Below are 16,717 nucleotides of genomic sequence, written 5' to 3' on the forward strand. Positions count from 1 at the left end.
GGGTGCAACGGTTCTCAGGGCCGCGCGTTGATCTGCTGTTGCAGGTTCTGGATCTGACTTTGCAGGGTATTGATGCTACGAGTGGTCTGCCCACGAAACGCATCGAACTCCTGGACCGAAGCCCCACCAGAGGCCGCTGCCGGTCGGTTGTCCGCCTGGCTCTTCAATACCAGCACATCTTGCTCCAGGCTCTCGATCGCGGCGTTGGGGTTGCCCTGCTTTTTCAGCGCTGCCACTTCTTCGCTCAGGTTCTTCAGCTGGCCATCGAGCTTGCCACCGTCCACCTGCCCCGACTTCAGTGCCGCCAGTTCAGCGTTCACTGCCTTCAACTGCGCCTGCAGCTGGCTTTGCAGCTCGGTGACCGCCTTCTGCTGTTCGCGGGTGTCAGCCAGCACTTGCTCCAGACGCTTGCCCAAGTCTCCCGCCTGCCCGGCCACACCCTGTTGCTGCTTGCCCTGCTCGGCCAGACTGGCCTGCAACTGACGAATCTGCAGCTTCAAAGCCTCGCTCCCGGTGTTGGCAGTGGACTCCGTGGCCGCCACTTTGCCGCTGATCGCCTGCAGTCGCCCAGCAGCTTCCTCGCTGATGCGGGCGAAGCTTTCCTGGGTAGCTACCAGTTGCTGCTCCATCAGCGTGATCTGCTGGAAGCTCCACCAACCGAGGCCTGCCAGCGCGATGACCGAAGCCCCGAGCAAGGCCCACAGCGGGCCGGTGCTGGCCGGGCGAGCAGCCTTGTGCCGGCTGCGCGCCACGTGCGCGGGCAGCAGTTCGTCATCATCAGGGGTGCCGGCCCGCAGGGTCGGCCCGTCATCGAAGTCGTCGTGGGAATCGTTACGCATGGGTGCATTCAACCGCAGTAGTAGCAAAGAGGCATGATTATAAACCGCTCGCGCGGCGCACTGATGACCATCATCGGCACGCCAGGTTCACTGGCCAGCCGGCAAGTGCTTCCACCACGCACAGAATTCATCCAGCGCCGTCCACAGGCTCACCTTGGGCTGGTAGTCCAAGTAGTGCCGCGCGCGGCTGATATCCAGGGTGAAATCGCGGCTCATCACCTGCATCCCCAGGCGTGACAACGTTGGCTGCGGTCGACCGGGCCAGAGCAGGCAGGCCGCCTCGTTGATGGCCGCGAGACTGTAGGCCAGCCCATAGGAGCGGTAGCGGGTGACTTGCGGCAACTGCATCTGGCGCATCACATAGTTGACCACGTCCCACAACGGCAGCGGGTGCCCGTTACTGATGTTGTAGGCCTGGCCAAGGGCACGGTCTTCGGCGAACAGGGCACTGAGCAGCGCCTCGTTGAGGTTGTGCACACTGGTGAAGTCGACCTTGTTCAGGCCATTGCCAATGATGGCTACCCGGCCCTTGCGCTGCATGTTCATCAAGCGCGGGAAAATGCTGGCATCCCCTGCGCCCGTGACGAACCGTGGGCGCAGGGCCAACACTTCCAGGCCGAACTCCTGGGCGCCGAAGACCTTCTGTTCGGCCAGGTACTTGGTCTGCGCGTAGTGGTCGTGGAAACGCCGGGGTATCTGGTCTTCACGAACGTCCAGACGCGAGCGGCCATTGAAGTAGATCGACGGCGACGACAAGTGCACCAGGCGCCGCACATGCTCTTTCAGGCAGCCCTCTACGACGTTCTCGGTGACCACCACATTGCCTTGGTGGAAATCCTGGTAACGCCCCCAGTTGCCCACAGCTCCGGCGCAGTGCACCACCGCCTCGACCCCTTGGCACAGACGACGCGCCAGCTCGGCATCGCCCAGGTCGCCCGGGATGAACTGCGCACCGCGCTTGACCAGATGCTCGACACCTTCGGCACGCCGACCGCTGACCCGCACGTCCAGGCCTTGCTCCAGGGCGAAACGCGCAAAGCGTCCGCCGATGAAGCCACTCGCGCCGGTGACCAGAATTCGCATGTAAGACCCCGTCTTGCCAGATTTCAGATGCAACTGACGCCAGCCGCGACTACAAGGGCACCAGCCATTGCCGTGCGCTGTGCCGCAAGTGATCGGTCAGTTGCGCGAGCAGGTGCCCGCCATTGCGCCAATGATGCCAGTACAACGGGACATCGATAGGAGTATCTACGCAGATTTCCACCAACTGACCGTTGGCCAGTTGCTCGCGGGCCTGCAATTCGGGAACCAGTCCCCAGCCCAGGCCGGCTTCGGTCATGCGCAGAAAACCCTCAGACGATGGGCAAAGGTGGTGCAGGAAGCCGTCCTGTATGCCGAGTGATGCCAGGTAGCGGTGCTGGAGGAAATCGTCCGGCCCGTAGACGATGGCCGGGGAGCGCGCCAGCCGCTTGGCATCGAAACCCTTGGGGAAATAACGCGCCATGAATGCCGGACTGGCCAGCGCCCGGTAGCGCATCGCCCCCAGCGCCAGGCTGCGCGCACCGGCCACCGGCCGTTCGCTGCCGCACAGGCAGGCCGCCACTTCACCGGCGCGCATGCGTTTGAGGCCAACCTCCTGGTCTTCCACCACCAGGTCGGTCAGCACTTGTTGCTCGGCACAGAACGCCCCCACCGCGCGCGCCCACCAGGTCGCCAGGCTGTCGGCGTTAAGCGCGATGCGCAAGCGCTCGGGCAAGCCCTCCTCGTCCAGCGCCGGTACCTGGCGCTGCAAGTCGCGCTCAAGTAGACGCACCTGCTGCACATGGTTGAGCAACTGCCGACCGACCTCGGTCGGACTCGGTGGTGCAGCCCGCACCAGCACCGGTTGGCCGACTCGCGCCTCAAGCAACTTGATGCGTTGCGATATCGCCGATTGCGACAACCCCAGCGCCTGTGCCGCCCGTTCGAAGCCGCCTTGCTCGATCACGGCGGCGAGCGCAGAGAGCAATTTGTAGTCGAACATCAATTTCCCTAATGACGGATCAGCGTTATTTGTTTTTCTTATACAGCGCTGTTCCCCACAATGGCCAGCAACTTCTTTCAGTCATCAGCACCCACGGCTTCGTGGGTGTCAGTGGAGTGTTCCCGCCATGTGGCAAAGCTATTTGAACGGTATGTTGGTGGCCTTCGGCCTGATCATGGCCATCGGCGCGCAGAATGCGTTCGTCCTGGCCCAGAGCCTGCGCCGGGAGCATCACCTGCCGGTGGCGGCGCTGTGCATCGTGTGCGATGCGATCCTGGTCGCCGCCGGTGTGTTCGGCCTGGCCACGGTGCTGGCGCACAATCCGACGCTGCTGGCGATTGCCCGCTGGGGTGGCGCGCTGTTCCTGCTCTGGTATGGCGCCAAGGCGCTGCGCAGCGCCTGCTCGAAGCAGAGCCTGCAACATCAGGAAGGCCAGGGTATGCGCTCGCGCCGAGCGGTGTTGCTCAGTGCCTTGGCGGTAACGCTGCTCAACCCACACGTGTACCTTGACACCGTACTGCTGATCGGTTCGCTCGGTGCCCAGCAAACTGTGCCAGGCGCCTACGTGGCCGGTGCGGCCAGTGCTTCACTGGTGTGGTTCTCGACCCTGGCCCTGGGCGCGGCCTGGCTGGCCCCCTGGCTGGCACGCCCAACAACCTGGCGCCTGCTAGACCTGATGGTAGCGGTGATGATGTTCGCGGTGGCGGCGCAGTTGATCTTCAACTGAGCCCAGCGCCTGCAGGACCTGGCGTGCCAGTGATGAGGCCGGTGCTGGCAACCGCTCTGGAACCTCTATTCCCTATCTTTGTCGCGTGGTTATGCGCGGGGGCTGGTGCTATGATCCTGCCCTCGCGTCGCAAAGAGTACATACTCGCTGACGCCTACCGGGCCGCCCGTGATCGGCCTTGCGCAAACCGCGAACTAGACCTGAATCAGGAGATCCACCATGGCTTTTGAATTGCCGCCGCTGCCGTACGCCCATGATGCCCTGCAGCCGCACATCTCCAAGGAAACCCTGGAGTATCACCACGACAAGCACCACAACACCTATGTCGTGAACCTGAACAACCTGGTCCCAGGCACCGAATTTGAAGGCAAGACCCTGGAAGAGATCGTCAAGAGCTCTTCGGGCGGCATCTTCAACAACGCCGCTCAAGTCTGGAACCACACCTTCTACTGGAACTGCCTGTCGCCAAACGGCGGTGGCCAACCGACCGGCGCCCTGGCTGACGCCATCAACGCCGCCTTCGGTTCCTTCGACAAGTTCAAGGAAGAGTTCACCAAGACTTCCGTCGGCACCTTCGGTTCCGGTTGGGGCTGGCTGGTGAAGAAGGCCGACGGCTCCCTGGCCCTGGCCAGCACCATCGGCGCTGGCTGCCCGCTGACCAGCGGCGACACCCCGCTGCTGACCTGCGACGTCTGGGAGCACGCCTACTACATCGACTACCGCAACCTGCGTCCGAAGTACGTCGAGGCGTTCTGGAACCTGGTCAACTGGGCCTTCGTTGCCGAGCAGTTCGAAGGCAAGACCTTCAAGGCCTGATTCAGGCTTGTCCGAAAAACCCGGCCCAGCGCCGGGTTTTTTATTGGGCTCAGCGTTGACTTCGATGCATGCCGTGAGTGGTGCGGGGCATGTCAGATCGAGCACCACCCGCGCGGTGCATCGCGAGCAAGGCTCGCTCCTACGGTTGTTTCACGCCAATCAAGGTAGGAGCGAGCCTTGCTCGCGATGCTTTTTTGTTCGCCGATATGGGGCCGGTGCAGGATCGAGCGCCGCTTACGCGACGCATCGCGCGGGCGGCGCTCGATCTCATAACCGCTCGCATTTTCCCTCATGTCCGAATACATGCCTCCCCCTCTTGCTCCCCTCGCATAGCGCGCTAACATCAAACGTCTGGAATGTTGATGCAGCGCACTCAAGTCGCATGGCAGCGCAACCGATACACTGCTCAGGACGGAACCCGCAATGAGCCGCCGCGACTCGCGAACTGCCCGTGGCAACCGGCCGATAGTGTATTGCCAACGTTGATGGCAAAATGATGCCATGCGCATGGATTAAGGAAACCCCATTGAAGCTGGAATTGCGGAACAGCTTGTCGGTCAAGTTGCTCAGGGTCGTGCTGCTGTCGGCGTTGGCGGTCGGCGTGGTTCTCAGCTGCGCGCAGATCGTCTACGACACCTACAAGACCCGCCAGGCCGTGAACAGCGATGCCCAGCGGATCCTCGACATGTTCCGCGATCCATCGACCCAGGCGGTGTACAGCCTCGACCGGGAAATGGGCATGCAGGTCATGGAGGGGTTGTTCCAGGACGAGTCGGTGCGCATGGCCTCGATCGGCCACCCCAACGAAACCATGCTGGCCGAAAAATCCCGCCCACTGCGCGACATGTCGATGCGCTGGCTGACCGACCTGATCCTCGGCCAGGAACGCACCTACACCACCCAACTGGTTGGCCGCGGCCCCTACAGCGAGTACTACGGCGACCTGAGCATCACCCTCGACACCGCCGCCTATGGCGAAGACTTCCTGATCAATGCGGTGATCATCTTCATTTCCGGCGTACTGCGCGCCCTGGCCATGGGCCTGGTACTGTACCTGGTCTACCACTGGCTGCTCACCAAGCCATTGTCGAAGATCATCGACCACCTGACCCAGATCAACCCCGACCGCCCCAGCCAGCACCAGATACCGCTGCTCAAGGGCCACGAAAAGAACGAACTGGGCATCTGGGTCAACACTGCCAACCAGCTGCTGGCCTCCATCGAGCGCAATACCCACCTGCGCCATGAAGCCGAGAACAGCCTGCAGCGCATGGCCCAGTACGACTTCCTCACCGGCCTGCCCAACCGCCAGCAACTACAGGAACAGCTGGACAAGATCCTCGTCGACGGCGGCCGCCTGCAGCACCGCGTAGCGGTACTGTGCGTGGGACTGGATGACTTCAAGGGCATCAACGAGCAATTCAGCTACCAGGCGGGCGACCAACTGCTGCTGGCCCTGGCCGACCGTCTGCGCGCCCATAGCGGCCGTCTCGGTGCCCTGGCGCGCTTGGGCGGCGACCAGTTCGCCCTGGTCCAGGCCAATATCGAGCAGCCCTATGAGGCGGCCGAGCTGGCGCAGAGCATCCTCGACGACCTGGAAGTGCCGTTCGCCCTCGACCATCAGGAAATCCGCCTGCGCGCCACCATTGGCATCACTCTGTTCCCTGAGGATGGCGACAGCACCGAAAAACTGCTGCAAAAAGCCGAACAGACCATGACCCTGGCCAAGGCACGCTCGCGCAACCGTTACCAGTTCTACATCGCCAGCGTCGACAGCGAGATGCGCCGACGCCGCGAACTGGAAAAAGACCTGCGCGAAGCCCTGTCGCGTAACCAGCTGTACCTGGTGTACCAGCCGCAGATCAGCTACCGCGACAACCGGGTGGTGGGTGTGGAAGCGCTGCTGCGCTGGCATCACCCCGAGCTGGGCATGGTCCCACCGGACCAGTTCATCCCCTTGGCCGAGCAGAACGGCAACATCATCGCCATCGGCGAATGGGTGCTCGACCAGGCCTGTCGCCAATTACGCGAATGGCACGACATGGGCTTCAGCGATCTGCGCATGGCGGTGAACCTGTCCACCGTGCAACTGCACCACAATGAACTGCCACGGGTGGTCAACAACCTGCTGCAGGCCTACCGCCTGCCGCCGCGCAGCCTGGAGCTGGAAGTCACCGAGACCGGCCTGATGGAAGACATCAGCACCGCTGCCCAGCACCTGCTGAGCCTGCGTCGTTCCGGCGCGATGATCGCCATCGACGATTTCGGCACCGGCTACTCCTCGCTCAGCTATCTGAAGTCGCTACCGCTGGACAAGATCAAGATCGACAAGAGCTTCGTCCAGGACCTGCTGGACGATGACGACGATGCCACCATCGTTCGCGCCATCATCCAGTTGGGCAAGAGCCTGGGCATGCAGGTGATTGCCGAAGGCGTGGAAACCGCCGAGCAGGAAAGCTACATCATTGCCCAGGGCTGCCATGAGGGCCAGGGCTACCACTACAGCAAACCGCTGTCCGCGCGTGAACTGGTGAGTTTCCTCAAGCAGGCGCAGCGCAACCACGTATCCGCGCTGTAACACCGCTCCCCTCTGGTTACAGGCCGTGACCTGCATTTACATGAATTGCATGCTGGCCTCTTTACAGCAAATGCAAATCTTTCGCATGATGTTACGCTTTCGCGTGCCACGGCACACGGCCTAACCCATGGTCCAACTCCACGACGCAGGAAACCAACAATGATTCGAATGCCTCTGGCCTCCGCCAGTCTGCTGGCCATCGCCATCGCTCTCGCCGGTTGCGGTGAAGGCAAGGATGACAAGGCTGCCGCTCCGCAAGCTCAGGCACCTGCTGCCGCCAGCACCGCTGCAGCAGCGCCGGGGGCTGTCGACGAAGCGGCCGGCAAGGCCGTGGTCAAGCATTACACCGAGATGGTCTACGCCGTGTACAGCGACTCGTTGAGCACCGCCAAGGCCCTGCAGACCGCCGTCGAGGCATTCCTGGCCAAGCCCAACGACGAAACCCTCAAAGCCGCCAAGGCTGCCTGGGCCGCCGCGCGCGTTCCGTACCTGCAGAGCGAAGCCTTCCGCTTCGGCAACACCATCATCGACGACTGGGAAGGCCAGGTTAACGCCTGGCCCCTGGACGAAGGCCTGATCGACTATGTCGACAAGAGCTACGAACACGCCCTGGGCAACCCGGCCGCCAGCGCCAACATCATCGCCAACACCCAGATCCAGGTGGGCGAAGAGAAGGTCGACGTCAAGGACATCACCCCAGAGAAACTGGCCAGCCTGAATGAGCTGGGCGGCTCCGAAGCCAACGTCGCCACTGGCTACCACGCCATCGAATTCCTGCTCTGGGGCCAGGACCTCAACGGCACCGGCCCAGGCGCTGGCAACCGTCCAGCCTCCGACTACCTGGAAGGCAAAGGCGCCACTGGCGGCCATAACGAGCGTCGCCGCGCCTACCTGAAGGCCGTCACCGAACTGCTGGTCAAAGACCTCGAAGAGATGGTCGGCAACTGGGCGCCGAACGTCGCCGACAACTACCGCGCCAAGCTGGAAGCCGAGCCTGTCAACGACGGTCTGCGCAAGATGCTGTTCGGCATGGGCAGCCTGTCGCTGGGTGAACTGGCGGGCGAGCGCATGAAGGTTTCCCTGGAAGCCAACTCCCCTGAAGACGAGCAGGACTGCTTCAGCGACAACACCCACTACTCGCACTTCTATGACGCCAAGGGCATCCGCAACGTCTACCTGGGCGAGTACACCCGTCCCGACGGCACCAAGCTGACCGGCCCAAGCCTGTCGGAACTGGTGGCCAAGGTCGATCCGGCTGCCGACGCCACCCTCAAGGCCGATCTGGAGGCCACCGAGGCGAAGATTCAGGTCATCGTCGACCACGCCCTCAAAGGCGAGCACTACGACCAACTGATCGCCGCCGACAATGCTGCCGGCAACCAGATCGTGCGCGACGCCATCGCCTCGCTGGTCAAGCAGACCGGTGCGATCGAACAGGCCGCTGGCAAGCTGGGTATTGCCAACCTGAACCCGGATACCGCTGATCACGAGTTCTGATTCAGCAGTGGCAATGTGGGAAGAGGCGGCCTTTGGGTCGCCTTTTTCGTTCACACCCATTTCATCTGGCAATTGCAAATTGCTCTTATTCAAACTTCCCTGGTTTGCTAAGCTTGCACGCCGGTTTTTCGCTCACGCCCAGGATTCTCGATGTCCTTGTCGCTGTCCCGACTTTCCCCTCTGCTGCTGGCCTTCGCGCTCACCGCCTGTGACGACGCCCCGCGCTTTACCCAGGCCGAGCCCGGCGAAGCGCTGTCCGCGGGTCAAGCGACCGTGCAGCGTAGCGACCGCAACGCCTTTTCGATGCCGTCGGCAAACCTGTCGCCCGAGCGGCGCCTGGACTTCAGCGTCGGCAACAGTTTCTTCCGCAACCCCTGGGTGATCGCTCCCTCCACCACCACCGCACGTGATGGTTTGGGCCCGCTGTTCAACACCAATGCCTGCCAGAACTGCCATGTCCGTGACGGACGCGGCCACCCGCCCGGCCCGGATGACAGCAATGCGGTGTCGATGCTCGTGCGCCTGTCGATTCCCGACCAACCCTACCTGGCCAAGGAAATCGAACGCCTGGGCGTGGTGCCCGAGCCAGTCTATGGCACCCAGTTGCAGGACATGGCCATCCCCGGCGTGGCACCAGAAGGCAAGGTGCGCGTGAGCTACGACCGCCAGACCGTGACCTTCGAGGACGGCCACCAGGTCGAACTGCGCAAGCCGACCTTGCAGATCACCCAGCTTGGTTATGGGCCGATGCACCCCGATACACGCTTCTCCGCCCGTGTAGCGCCGCCCATGATCGGCCTCGGCCTGCTCGAAGCCATCCCCGAAGCCGACATCCTGGCCAATGAAGACCCCGATGACCGCAACCGCGACGGCATCCGTGGCCGCGCCAACCGGGTCTGGGACGACGCACAGGGCAAACCGGTGCTTGGCCGTTTCGGCTGGAAAGCCGGCCAGCCCAACGTCAACCAGCAAAATGTGCACGCCTTTGCTGGCGACATGGGCCTGACCAGCACCTTGCAACCGAAGGACGACTGTACCTCGGCGCAAACCGCCTGCTTGTCTGCGCCCAATGGCGACGGCGCCAATGGCGAAAAGGAAGTCAGCGACAACATTCTGCGACTGGTCACGTTCTATACCCGCAACCTCGGCGTGCCAGCCCGACGCAACGTGGATGCGCCGCAGGTACTGGCCGGCAAGAACCTGTTCTTCCAAGCCGGTTGCCAAGGCTGCCACACCCCTCAGTTCACCACAGCCACCAATGCTGCCGAGCCGGAACTGTCGGGCCAGGTCATCCGCCCCTACAGCGACCTGCTGTTACACGACATGGGCCCCGGCCTTGCCGACGAGCGCACCGAGTTCGCCGCTAACGGCCAGGATTGGCGCACGCCGCCGCTCTGGGGCATCGGCCTGACCGAAACGGTCAGCGGCCACACCCAGTTCCTGCACGATGGTCGTGCCCGAAACCTGCTCGAGGCCGTGCTCTGGCACGGTGGCGAAGCCGAGGCGGCACGCAACCAAGTGCTCACCTTCAATGCCGAACAGCGCGCTGCGCTGTTGGCTTTCCTGAATTCACTTTAACGCGTAAGGACCCGGCATGTTCCGACCCAAACTGTTGTTCACCAGCCTCGCCGCACTCGCCCTGGGCGCCTGCTCGCCGCAGGATCCGCAGGCAATCACCTCCGCCGCGATCGCCAAGCAAGTGATCCTGCCCACCTACAGCCGCTGGGTCGAAGCCGACCGCCAGCTGGCTGCCAGCGCCCTGGCCTATTGCGAAGGCAAGCAGTCCCTGGAGGCCGCCCGCGCCGACTTCCTCAATGCGCAGAAGGCATGGGCCGAACTGCAGCCGCTGCTCGTCGGCCCGCTGGCCGAGGGCAACCGGGCCTGGCAAGTGCAGTTCTGGCCAGACAAGAAGAACCTGGTCGGTCGCCAGGTCGAGCAATTGCTCAGTGGCGACAAGCCGGTCGACGCCGAAGCCCTGAGCAAGGCCAGCGTCGTGGTCCGTGGCCTGTCGGCTTACGAATACATTCTGTTCGACAGCAAGCCGGACATCGCCACGGCCGAGCAGAAAGCCCGCTACTGCCCACTGCTGGTGGCCATCGGCGAACACCAGAAGGTGTTGGCCGAGGAGATCCTCAAGACCTGGAACAGCACCGACGGCATGCTGTCGCAGATGACCAAGTTCCCCAACCAGCGCTATGCCGACTCCCACGAGGCCATCGCCGACCTGCTGCGCGCCCAGGTCACCGCCCTGGACACTCTGAAGAAAAAGCTCGGCGCACCGATGGGCCGTCAGAGCAAGGGTATCGCCCAGCCGTTGCAAGCCGAAGCCTGGCGTAGCCACTCCTCGCTCAAGAGCCTGGAAGCCAGCCTGAAAGCTGCCCAAGCGGTCTGGGTCGGGGTCGACAACCAGGGCCTGCGCGGTCTGCTGGGCAGCGATCAGAAAGCGCTGGTGGAAAAGATCGACGACGCCTACGCGACGTCGCTCAAATTGCTGGCCGACAATCACAAGACACTGGGTGAACTGCTTGCCGACGAAGCTGGCCAACAGACCCTCAACCAGATCTACGACAGCCTCAACGTCGTCCACCGCCTGCACGAAGGCGAGCTGGCCAAGGCGTTGAACATCCAGCTTGGCTTCAATGCCAACGACGGTGACTGATCATGCTGCGACGCCAGGCACTCAAACTCGGTAGCGTATTGCTCAGCGCCCTTACCCTGGGCGGTTGGAGCCTGCTGCGCAACAAAGGCAGCGAGCCCCTGCTGCTCTCGGCGCGTGACGATGGCGACGGCAAGCACTATGCCGTCGGGTTTCGCCTGGATGGCACCCTGGTGTTCAGCACCCAGGTCGCCCAGCGTTGCCATGCCATCATCAACCACCCCGAGTTGCCGATAGCGCTTTTCGTCGCCCGGCGTCCTGGTACCGAAAGCTACCTGGTCGACCTGCGCGACGGGCGCCTGTTGCAGACCGTCACCTCACAGCCGAACCGTCACTTCTATGGCCATGCAGTCATTCACAAGGATGGCCAATGGTTGTACGCGACGGAAAACGACACCACCGACCCAGGTCGGGGCGTGCTGGGTATCTATCGCTTCGAGGGCGAGCGCCTGGTGCATACCGGCGAGATCCCGACCCATGGCATCGGCCCGCATGAGGTGGCCTGGCTGCCAGATGGCGAAACCCTGGTCGTGGCCAACGGCGGCATCCGCACCGAAGCCGAGAGCCGGGTCGAGATGAACCTTGATGCCATGGAGCCCAGCCTGGTGCTGATGCAGCGTGACGGCACCCTGCTGAGCAAGGAAACCCTCGCCCAACAGATGAACAGCGTGCGCCACCTGGCGGTGGGCAGCGACGGTACCATTGCCGCCTGCCAACAGTTCATGGGCGATGCCACCGAGACCGCCGAGCTGCTGGCGATCAAGCGTCCGGGCGAGCCGTTCAAGGCCTTCCCGGTGCCGGAACGCCAACTCCAGTCAATGGCCCAATACACCGCCAGCGTGGCCATCCATAGCGACCTGCGCCTGGTGGCGTTGACCGCGCCTCGGGCCAACCGGCTGTTCATCTGGGACCTGGACAGCGGCGCGGTCAAGCTCGATGCGCCGATGCCCGATTGCGCCGGTGTGGGTGCGGTGCAGGACGGTTTCGTCGTGACCTCCGGACAGGGCCGTTGCAGGTTCTATGATTGCCGCAAAGCGGAACTGATCGGGCAGCCGATGAACCTGCCTTCGGGCTTCTGGGACAACCATCTGCACCTGGCTTGATACCTGTGCTGCCCCCATCGCCACGGTTGGTCGCCAAGACCCACCGTGGCGATGGGGGCGGCACAGCCACGACACTCCCCTTCCCCGCCCGTCGAAAACAGTCAATACTTCCCCCATCGCACGTGGGCAGGATCGCCCGTTGTCGTGTCAAAGCGAATAACAACCACCTATCCAAGGAAGTGGACCTATGCTGCGCCGCCGCATGCTTATCATGTTGGCCGTCGTTGTGCTGATCGTGCTGGCCTTGGGGGGCATCAAGGCGTACTCGATCTATCAACAGATCCAGGTGTTCTCTGCGCCCAGGCCACCGATCACCGTGGCTGCCACCCTGGCGGAAGAGCGCCAGTGGCAGACACGCCTGCCTGCTGTGGGCAGCCTCAAGGCATGGCAGGGAGTCGAGCTGAGCCTGGAGCAGTCCGGTACGGTCAAGGCCTTGCACTTCGACTCCGGCCAGCAGGTCAAGGCAGGGCAACTCCTGCTGCAACTGGACAGCGACCAGGAAGCCGCTCTGCTGGGCACGGCTCAGGCTGACCTGGCCCTGGCCAAGGTTGATTACGGACGCGGCAGCCAGCTGGTGGGCGACTCAGCCATCTCTCGGGGCGAGTTCGACCGCCTGACGGCCCAGTACCGGCGCAACCAGGCAGTGGTCGACCAACTCAAGGCCTCCCTGGCGAAAAAGAGCATCAACGCCCCCTTCAGTGGCACCATCGGCATTCGCCAGGTCGATGTCGGTGACTACCTGGCCAGCGGCACGGTGATCGCTACCCTGCAAGACCTGAGCAGCCTCTACGTCGACTTCAACGTGCCCGAGCAAGCTTTACCGCAACTGAGCCTGGGCCAGCAGGTGCTGGTACAGGTGGCGGCGTACCCAGGCCAGACCTTCCCCGCCAGCCTAAGCGCGATCAACCCCAAAGTCGATGAGGACACCCGCAACCTGCTGGTGCGCGCCACCATGGCCAACCCGGACGGCAAGCTGCTACCGGGCATGTTCGCCAACCTGCTGGTGTTGTTGCTCAACCCACAACTCCAGGTAGTGGTGCCTGAAAGCGCCATCACCTACACCCTCTACGGCAACTCGGTGTATGTAGCCACCCCGAAGAAGGACAAGGACGGCAAGATCGAGCACGATGCACAAGGCCACCCGCAACTGACTGCCGAGCAACGCACCGTGCAAACCGGCGAGCGTCGCGACGGCGTGGTGGTGGTCAGCAAAGGCCTTGCGGCCGGGGAGCAGGTGGTCACCGCCGGGCAGCTCAAGCTCACGCCTGGTGCGGCCATCCGCATCGGCCAGGACACCGCGCTGCGTCCCGCCCAAAGCGCCCCGCCCGCGGACTGAACAGGAGTCAGGCATGGCATTCACCGACCCGTTCATCCGCCGCCCGGTACTGGCCTGCGTGGTCAGCCTGCTAATTCTGCTGTTGGGTTTCCAGGCCTGGAGCAAACTGCAGATCCGCCAGTATCCTCAAATGGAGAATGCCCTGATCACGGTGACCACCGCCTACCCCGGGGCCAACGCCGAAACCATCCAGGGCTACATCACCCAGCCCCTGCAGCAGAGCCTCGCCAGTGCTGAGGGCATCGATTACATGACCTCGGTCAGCCGGCAGAATTTTTCGGTCATCTCCATCTACGCGCGCATTGGTGCCGACAGCGACCGCTTGTTCACCGAGTTGCTGGCCAAAGCCAACGAAGTGCGCAACAAACTGCCACAAGACGCCGAAGACCCGGTGCTGAGCAAGGAAGCCGCCGATGCTTCCGCGCTGATGTACATCAGCTTCTACAGCAAGGAGATGAGCAACCCGCAGATCACCGACTACCTGTCACGGGTCATCCAGCCCAAGCTCGCCACCCTGCCAGGCATGGCCGAAGCGGAGATCCTCGGTAACCAGGTGTTTGCCATGCGAATCTGGCTCGACCCTGTGAAGCTTGCCGGTTTCGGCCTGTCGGCCACTGACGTGACCGACGCCGTGCGCCTCTACAACTTCCTCTCCGCTGCCGGCGAAGTGAAGGGCGAATACGTGGTCACCAGCATCAACGCCAGCACCGAGTTGAAGTCGGCCGAGGCGTTCGCCGCCCTGCCGGTGAAGACCAACGGCGACAGCCGGGTGCTGCTGGGGGATGTGGCGCGGGTCGAGATGGGTGCGGAAAACTACGATACGGTCAGCTCGTTCGACGGCACCCCGTCGGTGTACATCGGTATCAAGGCCACCCCCGCTGCCAACCCGTTGGACGTGATCAAGGAAGTGCGTCGCATCATGCCCGAGCTGGAGAGCCAGTTACCTTCGGCGTTGAAAGTGTCGATTGCCTACGACGCAACGCTGTTCATCCAGGCCTCGATCGACGAAGTGATCAAGACCCTTGGCGAGGCAGTGCTGATCGTCATCGTGGTGGTGTTCCTGTTCCTCGGTGCCTTGCGCTCGGTGCTGATCCCCGTGGTGACCATCCCACTGTCGATGATCGGCGTACTGTTCTTCATGCAGATGATGGGCTACTCGCTCAACCTGCTGACCCTGCTGGCGATGGTGCTGGCCATCGGGCTGGTGGTGGACGATGCCATCGTCGTGGTGGAAAACATCCACCGACACATCGAGGAAGGCAAGTCACCGTTCAATGCGGCGATAGAAGGCGCACGCGAGATCGCCCTGCCGGTGGTGTCGATGACCATCACCCTGGCTGCCGTCTATGCCCCCATCGGCTTTCTGACCGGGCTGACCGGGGCACTGTTCAAGGAGTTCGCCCTGACCCTGGCCGGTGCGGTGATCATCTCGGGCATCGTCGCCCTGACCCTGTCACCGATGATGTGCGCGCTGCTGCTGCGCGCCGATGCAAACCCCAGCGGCCTGGCCCACCGGCTGGACGTCCTGTTCGAGCGTCTGAAAGTCCGCTACCAGCGAATGTTGCATGCCACCCTCGACAGTCGGCCCGTGGTACTGGTGTTCGCGGTGATCATCCTGTGCCTGATTCCGGTGCTGCTCAAATTCACCCAGAGCGAACTGGCCCCCAACGAGGACCAGGGGGTGATATTCATGATGAGCAGCTCGCCGCAACCGGCCAACCTCGACTACCTCAATGCGTACACCGATAGTTTCACGCCAATCTTCAAGACCTTCCCCGAGTATTACTCGTCATTCCAGATCAATGGCTTCAACGGCGTGCAGACCGGCATCGGCGGCTTCCTGCTCAAACCCTGGAACGAACGCGAGCGCACCCAGATGGAGTTGCTGCCGCTGGTACAAGCCAAGCTCGAAGAGATTGGTGGCTTGCAGATCTTCGGCTTCAACCTGCCGTCGCTGCCCGGCACCGGCGAAGGCTTGCCGTTCCAGTTCGTGATCAACACAGCCGGTGACTACCCTGCCCTGCTGGAGGTTGCCGAACGGGTCAAGACTCGCGCTCAGGCCTCGGGAAAATTCGCCTTCCTCGATATCGACCTGGCCTTCGACAAGCCTGAAGTGCTGGTCGACATCGACCGGGCGAAGGCGGCTCAAATGGGTGTTTCCATGGAGACCCTCGGCGGTACCCTGGCGACCCTGCTGGGTGAGGCGGAAATCAATCGATTCACCCTCGAAGGCCGCAGCTACAAGGTGATCGCCCAGGTCGAGCGGCCCTACCGCGACAACCTTGGCTGGTTGAACAGTTACTACGTAAAGAACGAACAGGGCCAGATGCTGCCGCTGTCGACCTTGATCACCCTGAGCGACCGCGCCCGCCCACGCCAGCTCAACCAGTTCCAGCAGTTGAACTCGGCGATCATTCAGGGCGTCCCGATGGTCAGCATGGGGGAAGCGCTCAAGACGATGCAGGATATCGCCCGTGAAGAAGCACCGGACGGTTTCGCCTTCGACTACGCCGGGCAGGCCAGGCAGTTCGTCCAGGAAGGCAGCGCACTATGGGTTACCTTTGGCTTGGCGCTGGCAATCATCTTCCTGGTGTTGGCTGCACAGTTCGAGAGTTTCCGCGACCCGCTGGTGATCCTGGTAACGGTACCGTTATCGATCTGCGGGGCGTTGCTGCCGCTATTCCTGGGTATTTCGAGCATGAACATCTACACCCAGGTCGGGCTGGTGACCTTGATCGGGCTGATCAGCAAACACGGCATCCTGATCGTCGAATTCGCCAACCAGTTGCGTGAGGAACGCGGCTTGAGCGTGCGTGAGGCCATCGAGGAAGCGGCGGCCATTCGACTGCGGCCGGTGCTGATGACCACGGCGGCGATGGTGTTCGGCATGGTGCCGCTGATTCTGGCGACCGGAGCCGGGGCGGTAAGCCGTTTTGACATCGGTACGGTGATTGCCACCGGGATGTCGATTGGCACGCTGTTTACCTTGTTTGTGTTGCCTTGTATCTACACCTTGTTGGCGCACAAGGCGAAGGCCAACGAGCCCGCATTAACCTGATCCGGCCTCTTCGCAGGCTCGCCCGCGAAGAGGCCGAAAAGCCAGATACAAAATCCCCAATAGAAAAGCGCTGCTCCGCAACAC

The 16,717-nt window shown here is 62.7% G+C and carries 13 protein-coding genes; 9 read left to right on the top strand and 4 right to left on the bottom strand.

The window, feature by feature from the left end:
- Positions 1-14: 14 nt before the first annotated feature.
- From C4Q26_RS06940 to C4Q26_RS06950, 3 genes are all read right to left on the bottom strand, one after another.
- The gene (locus C4Q26_RS06940; protein WP_104882916.1) at positions 15-839 is read right to left on the bottom strand and encodes an ATPase; all 825 of its coding nucleotides are present in this window, start codon (positions 837-839) and stop codon (positions 15-17) included.
- Positions 840-926: 87 nt separating this feature from the next.
- A complete protein-coding gene (locus C4Q26_RS06945; RefSeq protein WP_023378874.1) occupies positions 927-1,922 on the bottom strand; it encodes an NAD(P)-dependent oxidoreductase in 996 nt (331 codons plus the stop codon).
- Between the two features lie 49 nt (positions 1,923-1,971).
- Entirely contained in the window at positions 1,972-2,862 is an 891-nt protein-coding gene (locus C4Q26_RS06950; protein ID WP_023378873.1) for a LysR family transcriptional regulator ArgP, read from the bottom strand.
- 127 nt (positions 2,863-2,989) lie between these two features.
- On the opposite strand from C4Q26_RS06950, the gene C4Q26_RS06955 reads away from it, so the two are divergent.
- Together C4Q26_RS06955 and C4Q26_RS06960 are read left to right on the top strand one after the other, a co-directional pair.
- Positions 2,990-3,589, top strand: coding sequence for a LysE/ArgO family amino acid transporter (locus tag C4Q26_RS06955; RefSeq protein ID WP_023378872.1), 600 nt, complete (start codon positions 2,990-2,992; stop codon positions 3,587-3,589).
- A gap of 219 nt (positions 3,590-3,808) precedes the next feature.
- Entirely contained in the window at positions 3,809-4,405 is a 597-nt protein-coding gene (locus tag C4Q26_RS06960; RefSeq protein WP_003255187.1) for a superoxide dismutase, read from the top strand.
- A 92-nt stretch (positions 4,406-4,497) separates the two neighbouring features.
- On the opposite strand, the gene C4Q26_RS27840 is transcribed toward C4Q26_RS06960, so the two are convergent.
- Positions 4,498-4,710 carry a hypothetical protein gene (locus tag C4Q26_RS27840; RefSeq protein WP_158664653.1) on the bottom strand — a complete coding sequence of 71 codons (213 nt, stop codon included), beginning with the start codon at positions 4,708-4,710 and terminating at the stop codon, positions 4,498-4,500.
- A 221-nt stretch (positions 4,711-4,931) separates the two neighbouring features.
- Between C4Q26_RS27840 and C4Q26_RS06965 the strand changes: the two genes are divergently transcribed.
- The 7 genes from C4Q26_RS06965 (at position 4,932) to C4Q26_RS06995 (ending at position 16,633) form a co-directional block, all read left to right on the top strand.
- The gene (locus C4Q26_RS06965; protein ID WP_023378871.1) at positions 4,932-6,983 is read left to right on the top strand and encodes a bifunctional diguanylate cyclase/phosphodiesterase; all 2,052 of its coding nucleotides are present in this window, start codon (positions 4,932-4,934) and stop codon (positions 6,981-6,983) included.
- A gap of 159 nt (positions 6,984-7,142) precedes the next feature.
- Entirely contained in the window at positions 7,143-8,480 is a 1,338-nt protein-coding gene (locus tag C4Q26_RS06970; protein ID WP_023378870.1) for an imelysin family protein, read from the top strand.
- Between the two features lie 150 nt (positions 8,481-8,630).
- Complete coding sequence (locus C4Q26_RS06975) at positions 8,631-10,058, top strand: di-heme oxidoredictase family protein (RefSeq protein ID WP_104882133.1); 1,428 nt, start codon at positions 8,631-8,633, stop codon at positions 10,056-10,058.
- 16 nt (positions 10,059-10,074) lie between these two features.
- Positions 10,075-11,139, top strand: a complete 1,065-nt coding sequence (locus tag C4Q26_RS06980) for an imelysin family protein (protein ID WP_023378868.1) — start codon at positions 10,075-10,077, stop codon at positions 11,137-11,139.
- A 2-nt stretch (positions 11,140-11,141) separates the two neighbouring features.
- The gene (locus C4Q26_RS06985; RefSeq protein ID WP_023378867.1) at positions 11,142-12,239 is read left to right on the top strand and encodes a DUF1513 domain-containing protein; all 1,098 of its coding nucleotides are present in this window, start codon (positions 11,142-11,144) and stop codon (positions 12,237-12,239) included.
- A gap of 187 nt (positions 12,240-12,426) precedes the next feature.
- The gene (locus C4Q26_RS06990; protein WP_104882917.1) at positions 12,427-13,575 is read left to right on the top strand and encodes an efflux RND transporter periplasmic adaptor subunit; all 1,149 of its coding nucleotides are present in this window, start codon (positions 12,427-12,429) and stop codon (positions 13,573-13,575) included.
- A 13-nt stretch (positions 13,576-13,588) separates the two neighbouring features.
- Positions 13,589-16,633 (top strand): multidrug efflux RND transporter permease subunit, encoded by a 3,045-nt coding sequence (locus C4Q26_RS06995; protein WP_104882918.1) that lies wholly within the window; start codon positions 13,589-13,591, stop codon positions 16,631-16,633.
- The last annotated feature ends 84 nt before the right edge of the window (positions 16,634-16,717 follow it).

Source organism: Pseudomonas sp. SWI44, from assembly GCF_002947915.1.
In the GTDB taxonomy this organism is placed as follows: Bacteria; Pseudomonadota; Gammaproteobacteria; order Pseudomonadales; family Pseudomonadaceae; genus Aquipseudomonas; species Aquipseudomonas taiwanensis.

Excerpts from the sequence above, each read along its gene's own strand:
- C4Q26_RS06960 (WP_003255187.1), top strand. The coding sequence starts at position 3,809 with ATGGCTTTTGAATTGCCGCCGCTGCCGTACGCCCATGATGCCCTGCAG.
- C4Q26_RS06980 (WP_023378868.1), top strand. The coding sequence starts at position 10,075 with ATGTTCCGACCCAAACTGTTGTTCACCAGCCTCGCCGCACTCGCCCTG.
- C4Q26_RS06955 (WP_023378872.1), top strand. The coding sequence starts at position 2,990 with ATGTGGCAAAGCTATTTGAACGGTATGTTGGTGGCCTTCGGCCTGATC.
- C4Q26_RS06995 (WP_104882918.1), top strand. The coding sequence starts at position 13,589 with ATGGCATTCACCGACCCGTTCATCCGCCGCCCGGTACTGGCCTGCGTG.
- C4Q26_RS06985 (WP_023378867.1), top strand. The coding sequence starts at position 11,142 with ATGCTGCGACGCCAGGCACTCAAACTCGGTAGCGTATTGCTCAGCGCC.
- C4Q26_RS06950 (WP_023378873.1), bottom strand. The coding sequence starts at position 2,862 with ATGTTCGACTACAAATTGCTCTCTGCGCTCGCCGCCGTGATCGAGCAA.
- C4Q26_RS06945 (WP_023378874.1), bottom strand. The coding sequence starts at position 1,922 with ATGCGAATTCTGGTCACCGGCGCGAGTGGCTTCATCGGCGGACGCTTT.
- C4Q26_RS06970 (WP_023378870.1), top strand. The coding sequence starts at position 7,143 with ATGATTCGAATGCCTCTGGCCTCCGCCAGTCTGCTGGCCATCGCCATC.
- C4Q26_RS27840 (WP_158664653.1), bottom strand. The coding sequence starts at position 4,710 with ATGTATTCGGACATGAGGGAAAATGCGAGCGGTTATGAGATCGAGCGC.
- C4Q26_RS06990 (WP_104882917.1), top strand. The coding sequence starts at position 12,427 with ATGCTGCGCCGCCGCATGCTTATCATGTTGGCCGTCGTTGTGCTGATC.
- C4Q26_RS06975 (WP_104882133.1), top strand. The coding sequence starts at position 8,631 with ATGTCCTTGTCGCTGTCCCGACTTTCCCCTCTGCTGCTGGCCTTCGCG.
- C4Q26_RS06940 (WP_104882916.1), bottom strand. The coding sequence starts at position 839 with ATGCGTAACGATTCCCACGACGACTTCGATGACGGGCCGACCCTGCGG.